Below are 18,052 nucleotides of genomic sequence, written 5' to 3' on the forward strand. Positions count from 1 at the left end.
TACTTAGAATTAAATGGTCGGGGTGACAGGGATTGAACCTGCGACCTCATGGTCCCAAACCACGCGCGCTCCCATCTGCGCCACACCCCGATATAAAAAGTATTAAAACCATTAATACTTTAAATTAAAAATTGCTTGAAACTCTTGACGACATTAATTATTCTACACGATATATATTAATTCGTCAATACCTATTTCTTAGTTTTTCTATTTTTCTTTAAATTCCTTTAATATCTGGACTTATAACTCCTTTCTGTATATCTATAGTTACTACACTATTAAAACCATCCCTAGGTATAGACGGACTCCCAGGATTAATAAACCATATTCCCTCTTCATAAACTATCTGGGATATATGAGTATGTCCGAATAAAACTACATCTGCTTTCTGTTCTAAAGCTCTGAATTTTAACCTGGATAAACTATATTTAACATCATATCTATGTCCATGAGTTATAAAAAATCTTTTGCTATTTATAACTTCTAATCTTTCACTAGGAGCATCTACATTAAAATCACAGTTACCTCTTACATTAATAATAGAGCCTGTATAAATCCTTTTTATTTCATTAGCATCCTGAACATTATCTCCCAAATGAATAATTAATTCTGTATTATACAGCACATCTACAACTTTCTTCATAAACTTTTTATACCTGTGAGTATCACTTACCACTCCTATATGCAAAATTTAAACCTCCTTCATAAGGTATCTCATTTCCTTTTCCAACTCTTTTAATGCCATGGCTCTATGACTTATACAATTTTTAAGTGTAGAATCCATTTCCCCAAAGGTCATATTATATTCTGGTATGTAAAATAAAGGATCATATCCAAATTTATTCCTTCCCCTTTCTTCATCACATATCATACCGGCTATTTCTCCCTGAACCTCTAGAACTTTACTGTCATCTATTATTAATGTAATGGCACATACAAATTTAGCCTTTCTATCATCATAACCTTTATGTTCTAAAAGCTTTAAAAGTTTTTCGTTATTTTTCTTATCATTTCCGTGTTCCCCGGCAAACCTTGCAGAATATACTCCTGGCTTTCCATTTAACCCACTTACCATAAGTCCTGAATCATCTGCCAGTACCATACATTTAACTTTCAACAAATCATATATGGTTTTAGCTTTTTTATAGGCATTTTCTTTAAATGTAGTTCCATCCTCTACAATATCAATATCTATATTAGCCTCTTTCATAGATATGACTTCTATTGGATATTTAGAAAGTATTTGTTTTATTTCTTTTATCTTGTTAAGATTATTGCTTGCTACTATTAATCTTTTCATTGCTCCCCACCTGTTCCTATCCATAAAGAATCCATTTTTAAACTATCCTTTTGTGCACTAATCATATTTTTTATTCCTTTTTCTGCCAAGAGCAAGAGTTCCTTTAAATCCTCCCTAGTAAAAGGATTTTGTTCTCCTGTACCTTGTATTTCAACAAATTCTCCCGAATCTGTCATCACCACATTCATATCTACCTTAGCCTTAGAATCTTCTAAATAACATAGATCTAGCATCCTTGTATCATTTACTATTCCTACACTTATGGCACTTACAAAATCTCTTATGGGATATATTGTAAAAGGATTTTGTCTATGAAGTTTATTTACGGCATCAACCAAAGCTACAAAGGCGCCGGATATAGATGCGGTTCTAGTACCACCATCTGCTTGGATTACATCACAATCAACCCATATGGTTTTTTCTCCTATAGCCTTTAAATCTACTACAGATCTGAGAGCCCTGCCTATTATTCTCTGAATCTCCATGGTTCTGCCATCAATTCTACCTCTATTTATATCTCTAGCCTTCCTTACTTGGGTAGCCCTAGGAATCATATTATACTCACAGGTAATCCATCCTTCTCCTTTTCCCTTTAAAAAAGGTGGTACTTTATCCTCTATAGAAGCGGTACATATTACCTTTGTATCTCCATTTTCTATTAATACAGAGCCCTCTGCATACTTTGTATAATTTCTGGTTATTTTTACAGGTCTAATTTGGTTACATTTTCTACCATCGACTCTCATATTCTACCTCCACAATTAAAACTATATTCTTCAATTATACCCTAATTACTTTAATTTTTCCTCTAATATAAATAATTCATCTCTTTTAGGAGCAACCACTTTCTTTTCCTCACCATTGCAAATTAGTTTATACCCATTTTTAGTGATTTTCCCTACAACACAGGCCTTAATACCTTCAGACTCCAACATATGAACTAATTCTTCACCTTTTGAAGTTGTAATAAGCATACTTCCCGAGGAAATGAGTTTTAAGGGATCTACTAAATACTGACTGCATATTTTTTTTGTTATCTTAGTTAATGGCATTTTGTCTTTATATACTTTAAAGCCAACTTTACTAGCTTTAGCAATCTCCCATAAAGCCCCTAATATTCCCCCTTCTGTTATATCATGCATTGAATTTACTCCAAATTCTCCTGACAGTATTCCCTCTTTAACCACACTTATTTGTTTTATATAATCCTTAGCTTCACTTATCTCTTCTGGAGTAAGCAAACCAATTAATTTATCTTCATAGTCATTTACTATAATACTAGTACCTTCTAAACATAAATATTTAGTTACCACTATATCATCTTTTTCTTTTGCCCCTGATGTAGACACTGCTTTTCCCTTATCGCCTTTTCCTATGGCAGTACAGGATATTACTATTTTATTCACTGAACTTGTTACTTCAGTATGTCCCCCTAAAATTTCCACATTTAACTTTTTAGCCTCTTCACTAACTTCTCCCATAAGTCTATTTATATCGTCTAAAGAAGCTCCTTCGGGTAAAAGCATTGTAACCAAAAGACCTACCGGCTCAATTCCACAAGATGCTATATCATTACAGTTTATATGTACTGCAAGTTTTCCACTGTTTATATTGGCTCCAGTAATAGGATCTGTAGAAACAACACACTCTTTATCTCCAAAATTTATTACACTACAATCCTCTCCTATTCCACTTCTTATTCTAACATCATTTCTCTTAACAGATCTATTTTTATCTATTATACTTTTTAAATCTTTCCAATCTAGCTTTCCAGCTTTCATAAAATTTCTTCCTTTCCAAAAATAAATAAGAACTATTTTTCATCCTATTTCATATTATTTATATAAGGATTAATTTATGGTAGGTGTAAATATTTTGAAATATATAGGACCTTTCTTGAGAATTAATAAGATAAAACCTTATAATATTAAACATCAATTATTTTATTTTTCAAAAGAATCTTTAAAGGAAATTGTACTACACTCAAAATGTGGAATTTTCACTCCAATTAAAGAACTAAATATAAAAAATATATCTAACTTTGATATTACCACATTTAAAGATGTTTCTCCACTTCTATGTATATATAAAAAAGCAAATCCTGTTCTTATAAATATGGATAACAAACTTTGTTGGAATGAGGACAAATTCAAAAAAGAAATAAACATAGATAGCAATGCATTTATGACCTTATGCTTGCTGGAACTTTCAGACTACTATACCTCTTTTTATAACATAGATAAAAATAAATACAATTTAAAAACACTTTACAACTTGATGTGTAAAAATCAGCTTGAATTTTACGCTTTACATTTTAGAAATGTCCAGGGCATTTTTACTGACAAAAAATGTGAGAATATCTCTTCTCCCGAAGATTTGAGATTCATAGAAAAGAATAAAAAATTTAAATTCTCATCTCAGGCTCTTTTGATGGCGGCTTATTACAAGTGCAGTCTCCTTCTTGAAAATCAAGAAAAAGAAGAATTTAAAAACTTTTCTTTTGATATTTTAAATATGCTTATTGATTCAAAAGAAGAATTATATGATTTATCTTTTGAAGAACTTACAAAATTATGCTTTGGTTTGAATATATTTTATAATTACTCAAAAGATAATCAATGTAAAGATTTAATATTGGATATATCTGAACTTTTGTTTGAAAAGTATTATAAAGAAGATTCCCAATCCAGTATATTAAAAAACATAGATGTGGAAAATGATGCATTAAACTATATAAACTATACTTTAATATATAGAAACACAAATATTATGAAATCTAAGGACAATACAAAATTTATATCAGAAAGGCTTCTAAAACTCTACGATGCAGAAAAAGGGTTATTTATAAAAAATACATCCAAAAAAAATATAGAATTTACATCCCTAGAAATTATGCTTTACCTTATGGTCTTTATGATAGATACAGCTCTATATAGAGATGAAAATAAAAATGACTTAGTAGTATTAGATATTTTCAAACGCCAACTACTAGATTCAGGTATAATTTTAAGTTGGCCTGAAACTCCTGACTTAAACGATGTAGAAAGATATAGAGGTTTTTCTCTTAAGTCAGAGGATTTAATTGAAGAACAAAATTTTAGACCATCTTCAATTCCATCGCCAGAGTCTTGTGAACTGGCACCTATTTTTGCTAAATATGTAACTTACAGTAGAAAAAAAGAAAATTTTAAATCTATAAAAGCTTCTTTTGATACCTACAAAAATATGTTTATATTTTTTATTATAATACATTTTTTTAAGCCAGAATCGCCTCTAAATCTATAAGTGACTTTTAGCTTCAGGTGGAGTTTGCTCATGAGGAATGTTTTCTCCATCTGAACCTTAGCTAAACTTATCCAAGGGCGTAGCAGTGCTCATGCCCCACTTTAAAAAAGCTGGCTAATATTAGTAATGATAGCGTTGGGATAAATTAAAGATATTTTTAGAAATAAATTTTATAATTTTAGGACATAATAATATAACCCAGAGTACAAGCATTTTAAGTATATAAAAATAATTAATAAAAAAATCATACTTTAACCATTTTTTTAATACTTTACGATTCTTTAAATTCATCCAACTTCTATAAGGAAGGTGATAACTAATGATGGATATTAATTGTTCTGAGAATTGTGTTCATCAGAAAAATGGAAAATGCACTTTAAACTACGTTACTCCTATTACAAACCTTTCCTCTTTAGAAACAAATTGCATATATTTTACTCCTAAAAAAAAATCTAATAATAAATTTACTCGTCTTTAAAATATGGAAAATAATTTAGTTAAAATTGATCTATATTTCTAACTTAACATAGGATCTCATAAATAGTAAATGAGATCCTCTTTAAATATTCTTTACATAATTTAATCTTTCGACAGATAAACCTTATCCAATTTTATATTACCCATTTTATTAGTATATACATCTTTTACATAATTCCTTGTAACAATAATTGTTTTATTAAAATATAGAGGTACTATTGGCATATCTTCAAGTAATATATTTTCCATATCTTTAAACATTTCTATTTTTTTATTTACATCCTTCTCTAAGATCGCACCAGTGAACTTATTGTCAAATTCTATATTACTATACCCATATAAATTATATGTAGAAGAAGATTGCCACATTTGGAAAAAAGGTATAGGATAATTATAATATCCCTGGTAAAATATTTCCGCCATATCATAGCTGCCATTTTTTATTTCGTTATTAAACGATTTTAAATCATATCCTACACACTTCACATTTACTTTTATATATTTTTTTAGACTATTTGCTATTTCATCACATACCTTTTTATTTTCAACTGAATTTATATATATAAGTTTCAAAGATTTTTTTCCCTCATCATAATCTAAACTTTTCATAACATCTAAAGCTGCATCTCCTTGAGCATTTTCTGAGAAAAAGGATTTATTTATAAAGTTACCATTTAACCCATTACCTACATAACTAGGTATATAAGAACTTGCTGGTATTGAAGTATTTTTTAATATATTTTGGACTATATTGTTTCTACCTATAGAAAGAGATACTGCTTTTCTGAAATTGACATTGCTTACAATACCTTGCTTTTTTAAATTAAAAACTATCCCTGTACCTTTTAATTGGGTTTCAGATATATATTTGTCTTTTTTCTCAATATTACTAATTTCCCCCAGGGGAGGATCTGTGAATATACTTATCCTGTAATTTTCAAATCCTGCCAGTGCACTTTCACCGGTTTTTAAAGATGTTACTACTATAGTGTCACTTTTCACTCCACTACTATTCCAGTACTTAGAATTTTTCTTTAAAGTTACTTCTTGTTCATCAGACAAATTAAATATAGTAAAACTTCCCGAATACAATATTGAATTATAATATTTTTTCCAATTTATAAGTTTGTAATCAATTATTCTAAGTGCATATATAGGTTGGGCAAGTATATTTAAAAAATAATTACAGGGATAATTTAATCTTATAGATAGAGTATCTTTATCTATAGCAGTAATAGCTACATTCTTAAAATCACATTTACCCTTTCTATAATCTTCCGCACCAAAAATGCAATTTAATTGATCTTCATATATATTTTTTGTATTTGGGTTTAATATACTAGAAAAGAAATCCACAAAATTATACGCAGTTATATCAGTTCCATTACTCCACTTTGCATTTTTTCTTATTTTAAAAGTATAGCTAGTTCCTTCATCACTTATGCTCCAACTTTCTGACAAAGATGGAATTATCCTTCCATTACTATCACTGCTTACCAGACCTTCAAAAGCATTGGCAAGTATATCCTTTTCTCTCACATTATCTGAATCCAACATTATTAAATCATCTGGCAACTGGCCTAAATTATATACTACACTATTTTTATAACTATTGGTCTGAATTTCCTTAGTCTTTTTCTCCAGTGCGCCTCCACTTAAAGTTATAGAAACCATACCAATTACTAATACAATTATTATTATATAAATAAGCTTTTTCATAATTTTCTCCTCATCTTATCTATGGGATACTAATTAAATTATTGTCACTTAACTATGAAAATAAACAAATTGTATTATAATATTTTTAATATCATTTTTTTATGATATAATGTTCACGTATATTTAAGTGGCCTCATGTCCTTAAAATTGATTATTATGGAGGAGTATAAAATGATACTTACTATAGAGATATTAGGCATTTTAACTATGTGCACTATAATATTCGTGTTAATTTGGGGGCTTATAATAATTAAACAAACACTATCTCAAATAAAGTACAAAAACTATCTTCTGGAAAAGATAACTCAATATATGCATATGCTTATAAAAAAAGATGATAATATAATGAAACAAGAAGAAAAAATAAGAGACCTTAAGGAATAAGTCTCTTATTTTTTATGAAATTTAATATTTATCTATTTCTTCATCTACTAACTCATTTACAATCATAGGATTGGCATTACCCCTAGTTTTTTTCATAACCATACCCACTATGAATTTCACTGCTTTTTTCTTGCCATTTTTATAATCTTCAATAGACTTTGGATTTTCTTCCATAACTTCTTTTACAACTTTTAAAATTTCCTCTTTACTGTTATTTTGAACAAACCCTTTTTCTTTTATTATTTTCTCAGGACTTCTACCACTGTAAAACATTTCTTCAATGACTTTTTTACCTATATTATTGGAAATAACATTACAATTTATAAATTCAATTAGTTGGGCTAAATCCTTTTCTGTAAATTTTAATTTATTCAAAGGGGTGCCTGTTTCCTTTGCAAGTCTTGATATATCCCCCGTAATCCAATTAGAAACAGACTTTGCATCTCCACTTAATTTGGCGGCATTTTCAAAGAAATCTGTTATTTCTATGTTTAAAACTAAAATTTCTATTTCCTTTCTAGAAATTTTGAATTCTTCAACAAATCTATCTATCTTTTTATCAGGAAGCTCTGGAATAGTTTTTCTTATATTATCTATGTAATCATTTGAAATGTTTATAGCTACCAAATCTCCTTCCGGAAAATATCTATAATCATTGGCATATTCCTTACTTCTCATAACTTCAGTTATATTTTTGGAATCATTCCATCTTCTGGTCTCCTGCTTCACTTTTTCTCCAGATTCTATTATATAACTTTGCCTTTTATACTCATACTGTATAGCCTTCTCAAGAGCCTTAAAAGAATTCATATTTTTTATCTCTGTTTTCACTCCCAATTCCAAATTACACTTAGGCCTTACAGATATATTACAATCACACCTAAAAGAACCTTGTTCCATTCTACAATCTGATACTCCTATAAATTTAAGTATATTTCTTAACTTTTCAAGATATAGGAGTGCCTCCTTTGAAGTTCTGATATCTGGTTTTGACACTATTTCTATAAGAGGTATTCCTGCCCTGTTATAATCAATTAATGTACCTTCATCTGTATGTATAAGTTTCCCTGCATCCTCTTCTATATGTATTCTTTCAATACCTATTTTTCTTTTTTGGCCTAAATGATTTCTTATTTCAATAAATCCTTCCCTGCAAATAGGAAATTCCTGCTGGGTTATTTGATAATTTTTGGGACAATCAGCATAAAAATAATTTTTTCTGTCCATTCTACTTTTATTGTTTATAGAACAATTGAGAGCAAGTCCTGCTTTTATGGCATATTCCACTACTTTTTTGTTTAACCTTGGAAGGGCTCCTGGAAGTCCAAGACATACGGGACAAACATGTGTATTTGGTTCACTTCCGAACCCAGTACCACATCCACAATATATTTTAGTTTTTGTCAAAAGTTCTACATGAACTTCAAGACCAATAACAGCTTCAAATTCCATAGTACTCACCTTTCTGTTATATATTAGGAATAATATTATGCCATTTAGTAGATTGTTCAAAACTATAGGCTATATTGAAAAGTATGTCTTCCCTAAAATAATCAGACATGATCTGAAGTCCTACAGGAAGACCATCTACCATGCCACAGGGAATAGATATAGCAGGTATACCTGTTATGTTAACTGGTACGGTATATATATCTGACAAATACATAGTCATTACATCTTCTTTTTTTTCTCCTATTTTAAAGGCTGTAGTAGGACATGTAGGAGATATGATTGCATGAAATTCCTTCATTATATCCTGGAATTGCATTCTCATAAGTTTTCTAATCTTTAAAGCTTTTTTATAATAATCATCATAATATCCTTCAGAAAGCACATAAGTTCCAAGGATTATTCTTCTTTTCACTTCACTTCCTAACCCTTCACTTCTAGATTTAAAATATATATCTACTGAATCTTTAAAGTTTTTTGCCCTATAACCATATCTTATTCCATCAAATCTGGCAAGGTTTGAGGAAGCCTCAGCACTTGCAATTATATAATAAGCTGCCAGTGCATATTGTAATAGTGGAATAGAACATTCTCTAATTTCCGCCCCATTTTCCTCGAGTACATAAACTGCTTCTTCTACAGATTTTCTAACTTTATCATTTAATCCCTCTCCAAGATATTCCTTAGGTATCCCTATTTTCATTCCCCTAATATCTCTACTTAATCTTTTACTGTATTTAGGTACCTTTATATCTGCCGTAGTAAAATCCTTCTTATCAATTCCAGATATACATTCAGTTAAAAGTGCACAATCTTCTACATCTGCTGCTATAGTTCCTATTTGGTCTAAGGTTGATCCAAAGGCAACAGCTCCATATCTTGAAATTCTCCCATAGGTTGGTTTTAAACCCACTACCCCACAAAAAGATGCAGGCTGCCTTACAGAACCTCCTGTGTCTGTGCCAAGGGATAATACAGCCTCTCCTGCTGCCACTGAAATTGCAGAGCCCCCCGAGGAACCCCCCGGTACCATATTTAAATCCCATGGATTTCTAGAGAGCTTTATAGAACTATTTTCTGTAGAAGATCCCATTGCAAACTCATCCATATTAGTTTTACCTATAATTATTCCCTGGTGAAATTTTATCTTTTCTATTACATGGGCATCATAAGGTGATACATACCCTGTTAACATCCTGGAAGCACATGTATTTTGCATACCTTTAACACTTATATTATCTTTCACAGAAATGGGTATCCCAAAAAGCCTTCCCAAGTCTTCACCTTTACCGATTCTTTTATCTAATTCTCTTGCCTTTTGCAATAATTTTTCCGATGCTATATATAAATAGGCTCCTAGCTTGCCATCTACTTTATCTATTCTATTCAAATAAGTCCTCGCAATTTCTTCCACGCTTATTTTTCTGTTTTTTATCATATCTTTTAATTTATGTGCAGTTAGCCTCACCTATTTCACTCCCTTGTAAAAGTTCATAGTAGTAAATATAAAATATTTCATAATATCATAAAATTATTTTACTACTTTAGGTACTACTATATATCCTTGAAAATTATCAGGAGAATTATCCAATACCTGTTCTATATCTAAAGAAGGTTCTAAAATATCCTCTCTAAACTTATTTTCCATATAATACGGATTTACAACTATATTCTCTTCTTCTATATGCGTCTCCTTTAGTTTTTCCATATATTCTAATATTTTATTTAAATCTTTAACAAGTTCCATTTTCTCTTCTTCCTTAAACTCCAGCCTGGAAAGATCTGATACATATTCCACATCTTTTTTTGTAACTGACATATGAATCCCTCTCTTTTATATTTTATCCTAAGGTGGAAATTAGCTAATACCCATCAAATTAGGGGATAAGCACTACTACGTCCCTTAAATAAGTCTTCTAAGATTCAGTTGAAAAAAGCAGCGTTTATGAACAAACTCCACCTGAATCTTTGAATTACTTGATATTAAATAATTATAAGCTTTATTGATATAAAAAACGAGACAATCTTTTTTTTAGATTGTCTCTTAATTTTTAATAAACTTTCATATACATAAAAAACATAGTTACACAGGCTATTAATACACATGTTAGAGGATATATTACATTTTTAAAACGGGTTTTAAAAACCACCATATTTATAGCCCATATTATCATTGTAATAAATATACTCCACTGCAGTGTATAATAGTCATTAAAATATTTTACATACGTAAACTGATATGTAGTAAGGAGTGTTAATATTAGTGCAAGAATAGTAAATATAACCCCTATCCACCCTAATAAATTTATTGTATTTTTCATGTTTCTCCTCCAAAGTCTTATACCAAAGTTTAACTGTAAATTAAAAATTAAACTATTTTTATAATAATCCTTTTTTATAGTTTTGTAAATATTTATATATAGTTTTAAAAATTTATTATCAATATTAATGATTAATTTTGTATACCTGAAAACTATTTAATCATATCCATGAATTCTTCCTCATCTATTATAGTTATCCCTAAATTCTGAGCTTTATCCAGCTTACTCCCTGCCTCCTTACCTGCAAGTACATAGGATGTTTTTTTAGATACACTACTTGAAACCTTTCCTCCACAGTTTTGAATAATCTCTGATGCTTCTGACCTTTTTAATGTAGGTAAAGTGCCTGTTATTACAAATGTTTTACCTTCAAGCCTATTATTTTTTTTATTATATGAAATTTTAGAAATAGTATTAACTCCTGATTCTTCAAGTCTTGAAATAACTGAATTAAATTTTTCCCCTTTAAAATAATTAATTATATCCTTTACCATAGTATCTCCAAAATCCTTTAAAATAATTAGATTATCATATGTAGCATCTGCAATATCTTTAATACTTGAAAAATTTGCTGCTAATATCTTTGCAGATTGTTTTCCAACATTTCTAATTCCAAGTCCTGTAATTAATCTATCTATGTCATTTTCTTTAGATCTTTCTATGGTACTAATAAGATTATCCACTGATTTTTCTTTACCTATTATACCCTTTTCTATAAGCTCTTCCCTATAATTTTTTAAGTAATATATGTCTGCCACATCCTTAATGTATCCTTCTTTCATTAAGGCCTCTACAGAACTTGGACCAAATCCTTCTATATTCATAGCATCTTTTGATACAAAATATTCTATACTTCTAACTACCTGTGCATAACAGTTAGAATTGCTACAGCGAATATCAGATCCTTCAGGTTCTCTTAGGGTTTCAGAGCCACATATGGGACATTTATCTGGTATGATATACCTTTTAGAATTTTCAGGTCTTTTTTCTGGTATGCTTTTTATTACTTCTGGAATAATATCTCCTGCCTTTTGTATTATTACAGTGTCTCCAATTTGAATATCTTTTGAATCTATAAAATCTTGATTATGTAAAGTAGCTTTAGATACTGTAGTTCCTGCTAATTTAACTGGACTTAAAATTGCCAGAGGAGTCAATCTTCCAGTACGCCCTATTTGAACGATTATATCTTCCACAACAGTTTCTTTTTGTTCTGGAGGATATTTATATGCAATAGCCCATTTAGGTGTTTTGCTTGTACTTCCTAATGATTTTCTATCTTCCAGGCTATCTACCTTAACTACTGCACCATCAATTTGAAAGGGCAATTTCCATCTTTTATCCTGAATTTCACATATGCTATTCCAAACCCCTTCTGCTGTTTTACAAAGTGCAAAATCAGGACTGACTTTAAATCCCTGTGCTAAAAGCCAGGATAATGATTCTGAATGATAGCTAAATTGTTTCCCTTGTACAGTTTCAAGATTAAAAATAAATATGTCAAGATTTCTGTGCTTAACAATAGTTGGATCCAATTGTCTTAAAGTTCCTGCTGCTAGATTTCTGGCAGTTTGATATTTTCTTCCTCCCTGTTGTTTCTGCATTTCATTAATTTTTATAAAAGAATCATTAGACATATATACTTCTCCACGGACCTCTAAGTACGGCAATCTCTCTGGAATAGTTTTGGGAATGGTTTCAATCTGTAAAAGATTCTCATATACAGATTCACCTATTATGCCATCTCCTCTTGTTATTCCCTCTTTAAATTCACCATTATAGTACCTCAATACAACCGAAAGCCCGTCAATCTTTTTTTCAACTACAAATGCTGGATTATGAAGTTCACTACTTATTTTATAAATAAAACTATAAACTTCTTCCTTTGAAAACACATCTTGTAAACTCATAACAGGAATATCATGATTTACTTTTTTTAATTCCCTCTTTGTTGTTCCCCCTACTTTCTGCGTAGGTGAATCTTTACGGGCATATTCTGGATACTCCTTTTCAAGTTTTCTTAATTCAAGAGATAGCTTGTCATATTCATAATCTGTAATTTCTGGTTCATCTTTATTGTAATATCTATCATTATGATATTCTATTAGCTTACTCAATTCTTCTATTTTATTTTTAATATCCACAAACGCTCTCCTTTTCCTGCATAATCATTCTTTTAAAGAACTAAATTTTAATGTAAAACTCCATACATTTTCTATATTTATACTGCCTCCAGTGGAACTACCCCATACATTAAATTTTTTATTCCCATATTATCAAAAACTATAGTAAGCTTTATATCTTCATCTCTTTTAGATATACTTACGATAGTACCTACTCCAAATTTTTTGTGTTTTACTTTTATTCCTTCTTTTATATTTTCTGGTTTTAAATAATTGCCTTGAGGAATATTATTTACAGATAAAGTCTCTCTCTTAGGAGGTATATTATTTAAAACACTCTTTTTCGTAGGTGAAAATATATTTTTACTTAAGGATTTATTTACAAAACTACTAATATCCGATTTCCTGAAATCATCATATTCTTTTAATTCACTGGATATCTCATCTATAAAACTAGACTGTTCATAAGATACCATCTTGCCAAATACTCTCCTTGTATCTGCAAATGTCATATAAATATTTTCTTTTGCCCTTGTTATTCCCACATAACAAAGTCTCCTTGACTCTTCCATCTCTTTAGGGTTATCTAATGACTGTATCCCCGGAAATATGCCATTTTCCATTCCCACCATAAAAACCACAGGAAATTCCAGACCCTTTGCACTATGCATTGTCATAAGCACCACTGAATCTGCATTATTATCAAAATTATCTATATCAGAAACCAGTGTTACCTTTTCCAAAAATGCAGAAAGTGATGTATCCTCCGAAGTAGCTTCAAATTCTACAGCTGCAGATACCAGTTCTTTAAGATTTTCTATTCTACTTATACTATCTGGCTCTTTAGAGTCTTTCAATTCTTCCAAATATCCTGTAGTATTCAATATTTCTTTTATTAAATCAGATACAGAAATTTTATCCCTACTTTTTATAAAACTATTTATAAGACTCACAAATTTTTTTATAGAATTAATACTTCTTTGTGTCAAATTTACGCTTTTATCAATATCTAAAAGGGCATTATATATTGATTCATCCATAGAATCTGCAAGACTTTGTATTTTTTGTACTGTAGCTTCTCCTATATTCCTTTTAGGTACATTTATTATTCTTCTTAAACTTACATTATCTAAAGGATTATTTATAAACTTCAAATAAGCCAAAATATCTTTTATTTCTTTTCTATCATAAAATTTTAATCCCCCAATAATTCTATAAGGTATATTAGATTTCATAAAAACATCTTCAAATATACGGGACTGAACATTTTTTCTATAAAGTATTGCAAAATCTCTATAACTCTTATCTTTATCTGTATTTAAAATTTCCTTGATCTTAGATGCTACATATCTTCCCTCATCCATATCAGAATTAGCTCTGTATAATTTTATTTTATCTCCATTATCATTGTTGGTTTTAAGTACTTTTTGTTTTCTATGGAAGTTATTACTTATAACATCATTGGCAGCTTTTAATATGTTTGCCTTTGATCTATAGTTTTGTTCCAACTTTATAATCTTTGAATTTATGTAATCACTCTCAAAATTTAAAATATTTTCTACATTTGCACCCCTCCAGGCGTAAATGCACTGATCATCATCTCCCACTACACATATGTTTTTTTCTGCCTGGGCTAATAATCTTACAAATTCATACTGTGACTTATTGGTATCTTGATATTCATCTACCATTATATATTTAAATTTTCTCTGATAAAATTCAAGTACATCTGGATGTTCTTGAAAAAGCTGTACTGTTTTAAATATAAGATCGTCAAAATCCAAAGCATTGTTTTCCTTAAGCTTCTTTTGATACATTACATACACATCTGCTATTTTATTCATTCTAAAATTGCCTTCATTTTCTTTTTTAAACCTATCCGGAGATATAAGATTATCCTTTTGCCTGCTAATTTTATTTATTATTTCCTTATCAGTTATACTATCCTCTATATTTAATTCCTTCACACACTGCTTTATAAGTACTTTTTGGTCATAGCTGTCGTATATAGCAAAATTTTTATTATATCCAAGCTTATCTATTTCTCTCCTCAATATTCTTACACAGCTTGAATGAAATGTAGATACCCACATGCTGTCCACTTCATCCCCCACCAGTTTTCTTATTCTATCTTTCATTTCCCCGGCGGCTTTATTTGTAAAAGTTATAGCTAATATTTTAGAGGGATATATATTTAGATCTTTAATCATATGGGCTATTCTATAAGTAAGAACTCTAGTCTTACCAGAACCTGCTCCGGCTAAAATTAATAACGGACCTTCTATAATTGTGGCCGCTTCATATTGTTCTTTATTCAAAAGATTTTTTAAATCCATAAAAACCACTCCTGTTTTATATACACTTTTATTATTAAAATTTTTTTATACATCATTTATGATATATTAATATTATATCATTTTAATAATTATTTAATCATCTGAATTACCTTAGGCTCATAAAAAATGTGCTGACCTCCATCAACACACTTAAATTAAATATTGTTATTTAATCTCTCTAAAACAATTCTATATCCATCACTTCCATAGTTTAAACATCTATTTACTCTACTTATAGTGGCAGTACTTGCACCAGTTGCAGATGCAATATCTAAATATGTTTTCTTATTCTTCAACATTTTAGCTACCTGAAGTCTTTGTTCTAACGCTTTTATTTCATTTATAGTACATATATCATCGAAAAATCTATAACACTCTTCCTTTGTTTTAAGACACAATACTGCTTCACACAAATAATCCATTGCCTTACTTTTTAACTTAGATTCATAATCTCCCATGAACGCCACTCCTTATTCATGTACATTTTTTCTTTAATTCTATCATGTATTAAACTATTAATCTATAAAATTGCAAATAATTTTGTAATATATTATATTAATATAACTCATATATCCAATTTTTCATTTAAAAGAATATATTCTGATCACATACTACATTAAATTTATTCTTTCATTAATATAAAAATTTCAAAATAAAAAACAGCCCATTTGGGGTATAGGCTGTTTAGTCATAAATAAAAAGGGGGCCATTATTCCTTTATATTTATTTCTATGTTTTAATTATAATAAAACACAGTAAAAATATCAAGCCCATCTACTTTTATTTTACTTATTTTACATATATTATATGACAGCTAACTTGCAATATATATTGTGCTATGATTTTAACAATTTCATATACTCTTTAACATTTTAATCTCTTCCTGGTATAACTCTCTATACTCTCCTTCCTGCAAATTCTCATCTAAATTCAAAGGTCCGAATTTTATTCTCTTTAAATAAACTACATTTTTTTCTAAGGCATTAAACATCCTTTTTATCTGATGAAACTTTCCTTCTTGAACAGTTACTTCTACTCTAGAACCATTTTCATCAGATTCTATAATTTTTAATTCTGCTGGCAGACAAGTATATTCGTCTTTTAATACTATACCCTTTTTAAATTTTTTCACGTCAGCTATATCTGCTTTTTTATCTATTTCTGCATAGTAAACTTTATCTACATGATTTTTGGGAGATATCAATCTATGATTTAATTCTCCATCATTGGTAATAAGAAGTAATCCCTTAGTATCCTTATCCAGTCTTCCTACAGGGAAAGGCTTAAATGCCTGATATTTAGGTTCTAAAATATCTATAACAGTTTCATCGTAATTATCAAATGTTGCAGACACTACTCCTTCAGGTTTATTCATTAATATATATATGTATTTTTTATATTCTACATTAATTCCCTCTACCTCTATTTTACATTTATCTGGATTTATTTTTATAGAATTATCTTTTACCACTAAACCATCTATTTTTACCGCTCCACTTTTAACTATGGATTTTATTTCTTTTCTAGTTCCATATCCTAAGTTTGCTAAAATTTTATCCAATCTATCCATAGATTTTCCCTCCTTTTTATCTATATACTTTTACATAAATTGATTGTCTATTTAAAAATATTTTAAACATAAAAATACAGAATATTAAAATATATTATTAATATTCCGTAACATAAAAATACTTTTATACAGTTTAAATTTAATATTTTACTGTATTTATTAAAAAAACTTTAATTTTATCCAAAAGCGGTAATTAGCTCATACCCATCCTCTTCAAAGTAGAATATAAGCACTGCTATGCCCTTTATAAGTTACTTCCCCTAAAGGATAACGTATTCTAGTGCTAAAGACACTAAGAATACTGTTAATAAGGTTCAAATGGAGAAAAGCATACCTTAGTGCAAACTCCAACCAAATCTAGGAATTACTTGATTTTCCATAGTAATTCATAACTTTTTGCACATAATTTCTAGTCTCATAAGATAAATTTGAAATATCCGAACTATTTTTTACCCCTTTATATTGCAAGGTTCCGGGCCCCGCATTATAGGCAGCCAGTACCAGTTCTTTAGAATTTCCATACATATTCAACATATTCCTTAAATACTCAGTGCCCGCATCCACATTCTGATCTATATTGTAAGCATCTGTCACTCCTAATTCACTGGCCGTTCTCGGCATAAGCTGCATAAGTCCCATAGCTCCCGCAGAAGAAGTAGCTGTTGGATTAAAATCAGATTCTTGTTTTATAACTGCCATTATCAAATCCTTATCCACACCATACTTTTTAGAGGCTTTTTCCACTGCTTCATCTATGTCTGAAACACCACTTTTCAAATAATCTTTTACACTATTATAAGCAGTATTAAGCCGCTGTCCTCCACCGTATCCCAGTTTACTTAAATCTTCTTCTCCCAGTGCAAGTTTAGATATATCTATATTTCCATTACTGTCAGATGCCGCCTTTAGCAAACTTTCCATCATAATCTGAAAGGAATCTGAGTCTCCAAAGGCCTGTTCAAATATTTGGGTCATCATCTGAAACTGTAAGACTTTTTCTAAAGTTTTATCCTGATCATTACTTGTAACGTTTATACTCATTTTCTCACCTGCCAAAAAATACACTATAATTTTTATCGTACAGAAAT

The 18,052-nt window shown here is 29.6% G+C and carries 16 protein-coding genes and 1 tRNA gene; 2 read left to right on the forward strand and 15 right to left on the reverse strand.

Annotation, left to right across the window (positions count from 1 at the left end):
* Window positions 1-14: 14 nt before the first annotated feature.
* The 5 genes from AB3K27_RS19645 to AB3K27_RS19665 form a co-directional block, all read right to left on the reverse strand.
* Window positions 15-90: transfer RNA gene (locus tag AB3K27_RS19645), tRNA-Pro, on the reverse strand.
* A gap of 127 nt (window positions 91-217) precedes the next feature.
* The gene (locus AB3K27_RS19650; RefSeq protein ID WP_368488992.1) at window positions 218-688 is read right to left on the reverse strand and encodes a metallophosphoesterase; all 471 of its coding nucleotides are present in this window, start codon (window positions 686-688) and stop codon (window positions 218-220) included.
* Between the two features lie 3 nt (window positions 689-691).
* Complete coding sequence (locus tag AB3K27_RS19655; RefSeq protein WP_368488993.1) at window positions 692-1,300, reverse strand: XTP/dITP diphosphatase; 609 nt, start codon at window positions 1,298-1,300, stop codon at window positions 692-694.
* Window positions 1,297-2,046 (reverse strand): ribonuclease PH, encoded by a 750-nt coding sequence (gene rph, locus AB3K27_RS19660; protein WP_368488994.1) that lies wholly within the window; start codon window positions 2,044-2,046, stop codon window positions 1,297-1,299. Before rph ends, AB3K27_RS19655 begins: the two co-directional genes overlap by 4 nt.
* Before the next feature lie 45 nt (window positions 2,047-2,091).
* Complete coding sequence (locus AB3K27_RS19665; protein ID WP_368488995.1) at window positions 2,092-3,081, reverse strand: AIR synthase family protein; 990 nt, start codon at window positions 3,079-3,081, stop codon at window positions 2,092-2,094.
* 94 nt (window positions 3,082-3,175) lie between these two features.
* On the opposite strand from AB3K27_RS19665, the gene AB3K27_RS19670 reads away from it, so the two are divergent.
* Complete coding sequence (locus AB3K27_RS19670) at window positions 3,176-4,585, forward strand: hypothetical protein (protein ID WP_368488996.1); 1,410 nt, start codon at window positions 3,176-3,178, stop codon at window positions 4,583-4,585.
* A 579-nt stretch (window positions 4,586-5,164) separates the two neighbouring features.
* Here AB3K27_RS19670 and AB3K27_RS19675 read toward each other — a convergent pair.
* Window positions 5,165-6,781, reverse strand: a complete 1,617-nt coding sequence (locus AB3K27_RS19675) for a peptide ABC transporter substrate-binding protein (protein WP_368488997.1) — start codon at window positions 6,779-6,781, stop codon at window positions 5,165-5,167.
* 171 nt (window positions 6,782-6,952) lie between these two features.
* On the opposite strand from AB3K27_RS19675, the gene AB3K27_RS19680 reads away from it, so the two are divergent.
* Complete coding sequence (locus tag AB3K27_RS19680) at window positions 6,953-7,165, forward strand: hypothetical protein (protein ID WP_368488998.1); 213 nt, start codon at window positions 6,953-6,955, stop codon at window positions 7,163-7,165.
* A gap of 21 nt (window positions 7,166-7,186) precedes the next feature.
* On the opposite strand, the gene gatB is transcribed toward AB3K27_RS19680, so the two are convergent.
* The 9 genes from gatB to AB3K27_RS19725 form a co-directional block, all read right to left on the reverse strand.
* Window positions 7,187-8,617 carry an Asp-tRNA(Asn)/Glu-tRNA(Gln) amidotransferase subunit GatB gene (gene gatB, locus AB3K27_RS19685; protein WP_368488999.1) on the reverse strand — a complete coding sequence of 477 codons (1,431 nt, stop codon included), beginning with the start codon at window positions 8,615-8,617 and terminating at the stop codon, window positions 7,187-7,189.
* Between the two features lie 16 nt (window positions 8,618-8,633).
* Window positions 8,634-10,052: an Asp-tRNA(Asn)/Glu-tRNA(Gln) amidotransferase subunit GatA gene (gene gatA / locus AB3K27_RS19690; protein WP_368491294.1), complete on the reverse strand. Its 1,419-nt coding sequence runs from the start codon at window positions 10,050-10,052 to the stop codon at window positions 8,634-8,636.
* 93 nt (window positions 10,053-10,145) lie between these two features.
* Window positions 10,146-10,433 carry an Asp-tRNA(Asn)/Glu-tRNA(Gln) amidotransferase subunit GatC gene (gatC, locus tag AB3K27_RS19695; protein WP_368489000.1) on the reverse strand — a complete coding sequence of 96 codons (288 nt, stop codon included), beginning with the start codon at window positions 10,431-10,433 and terminating at the stop codon, window positions 10,146-10,148.
* 232 nt (window positions 10,434-10,665) lie between these two features.
* Window positions 10,666-10,935 (reverse strand): hypothetical protein, encoded by a 270-nt coding sequence (locus AB3K27_RS19700; RefSeq protein WP_368489001.1) that lies wholly within the window; start codon window positions 10,933-10,935, stop codon window positions 10,666-10,668.
* Window positions 10,936-11,087: 152 nt separating this feature from the next.
* Window positions 11,088-13,079 (reverse strand): NAD-dependent DNA ligase LigA, encoded by a 1,992-nt coding sequence (gene ligA, locus AB3K27_RS19705; protein WP_368489002.1) that lies wholly within the window; start codon window positions 13,077-13,079, stop codon window positions 11,088-11,090.
* 77 nt (window positions 13,080-13,156) lie between these two features.
* Window positions 13,157-15,394: a DNA helicase PcrA gene (gene pcrA, locus AB3K27_RS19710; RefSeq protein WP_368489003.1), complete on the reverse strand. Its 2,238-nt coding sequence runs from the start codon at window positions 15,392-15,394 to the stop codon at window positions 13,157-13,159.
* A 155-nt stretch (window positions 15,395-15,549) separates the two neighbouring features.
* Window positions 15,550-15,852 carry a YerC/YecD family TrpR-related protein gene (locus tag AB3K27_RS19715; protein ID WP_368489004.1) on the reverse strand — a complete coding sequence of 101 codons (303 nt, stop codon included), beginning with the start codon at window positions 15,850-15,852 and terminating at the stop codon, window positions 15,550-15,552.
* Window positions 15,853-16,247: 395 nt separating this feature from the next.
* Complete coding sequence (locus AB3K27_RS19720) at window positions 16,248-16,964, reverse strand: pseudouridine synthase (RefSeq protein ID WP_368489005.1); 717 nt, start codon at window positions 16,962-16,964, stop codon at window positions 16,248-16,250.
* Window positions 16,965-17,321: 357 nt separating this feature from the next.
* A complete protein-coding gene (locus tag AB3K27_RS19725) occupies window positions 17,322-18,005 on the reverse strand; it encodes a lytic transglycosylase domain-containing protein (protein ID WP_368489006.1) in 684 nt (227 codons plus the stop codon).
* Window positions 18,006-18,052 lie beyond the last annotated feature (47 nt).

Origin of the sequence: Clostridium sp. BJN0013 (genome assembly GCF_040939125.1) — a bacterium.
GTDB lineage: Bacteria > Bacillota > Clostridia > Clostridiales > Clostridiaceae > Clostridium_B.

Coding starts and splice junctions, on each gene's coding strand:
- AB3K27_RS19700 (WP_368489001.1), bottom strand. CDS start 10,935: ATGAAAAATACAATAAATTTATTAGGGTGGATAGGGGTTATATTTACT.
- AB3K27_RS19725 (WP_368489006.1), bottom strand. CDS start 18,005: ATGAGTATAAACGTTACAAGTAATGATCAGGATAAAACTTTAGAAAAA.
- AB3K27_RS19720 (WP_368489005.1), bottom strand. CDS start 16,964: ATGGATAGATTGGATAAAATTTTAGCAAACTTAGGATATGGAACTAGA.
- AB3K27_RS19665 (WP_368488995.1), bottom strand. CDS start 3,081: ATGAAAGCTGGAAAGCTAGATTGGAAAGATTTAAAAAGTATAATAGAT.
- AB3K27_RS19655 (WP_368488993.1), bottom strand. CDS start 1,300: ATGAAAAGATTAATAGTAGCAAGCAATAATCTTAACAAGATAAAAGAA.
- gatA (WP_368491294.1), bottom strand. CDS start 10,052: ATGATAAAAAACAGAAAAATAAGCGTGGAAGAAATTGCGAGGACTTAT.
- AB3K27_RS19675 (WP_368488997.1), bottom strand. CDS start 6,781: ATGAAAAAGCTTATTTATATAATAATAATTGTATTAGTAATTGGTATG.
- AB3K27_RS19680 (WP_368488998.1), top strand. CDS start 6,953: ATGATACTTACTATAGAGATATTAGGCATTTTAACTATGTGCACTATA.
- gatB (WP_368488999.1), bottom strand. CDS start 8,617: ATGGAATTTGAAGCTGTTATTGGTCTTGAAGTTCATGTAGAACTTTTG.
- gatC (WP_368489000.1), bottom strand. CDS start 10,433: ATGTCAGTTACAAAAAAAGATGTGGAATATGTATCAGATCTTTCCAGG.
- AB3K27_RS19715 (WP_368489004.1), bottom strand. CDS start 15,852: ATGGGAGATTATGAATCTAAGTTAAAAAGTAAGGCAATGGATTATTTG.
- rph (WP_368488994.1), bottom strand. CDS start 2,046: ATGAGAGTCGATGGTAGAAAATGTAACCAAATTAGACCTGTAAAAATA.
- pcrA (WP_368489003.1), bottom strand. CDS start 15,394: ATGGATTTAAAAAATCTTTTGAATAAAGAACAATATGAAGCGGCCACA.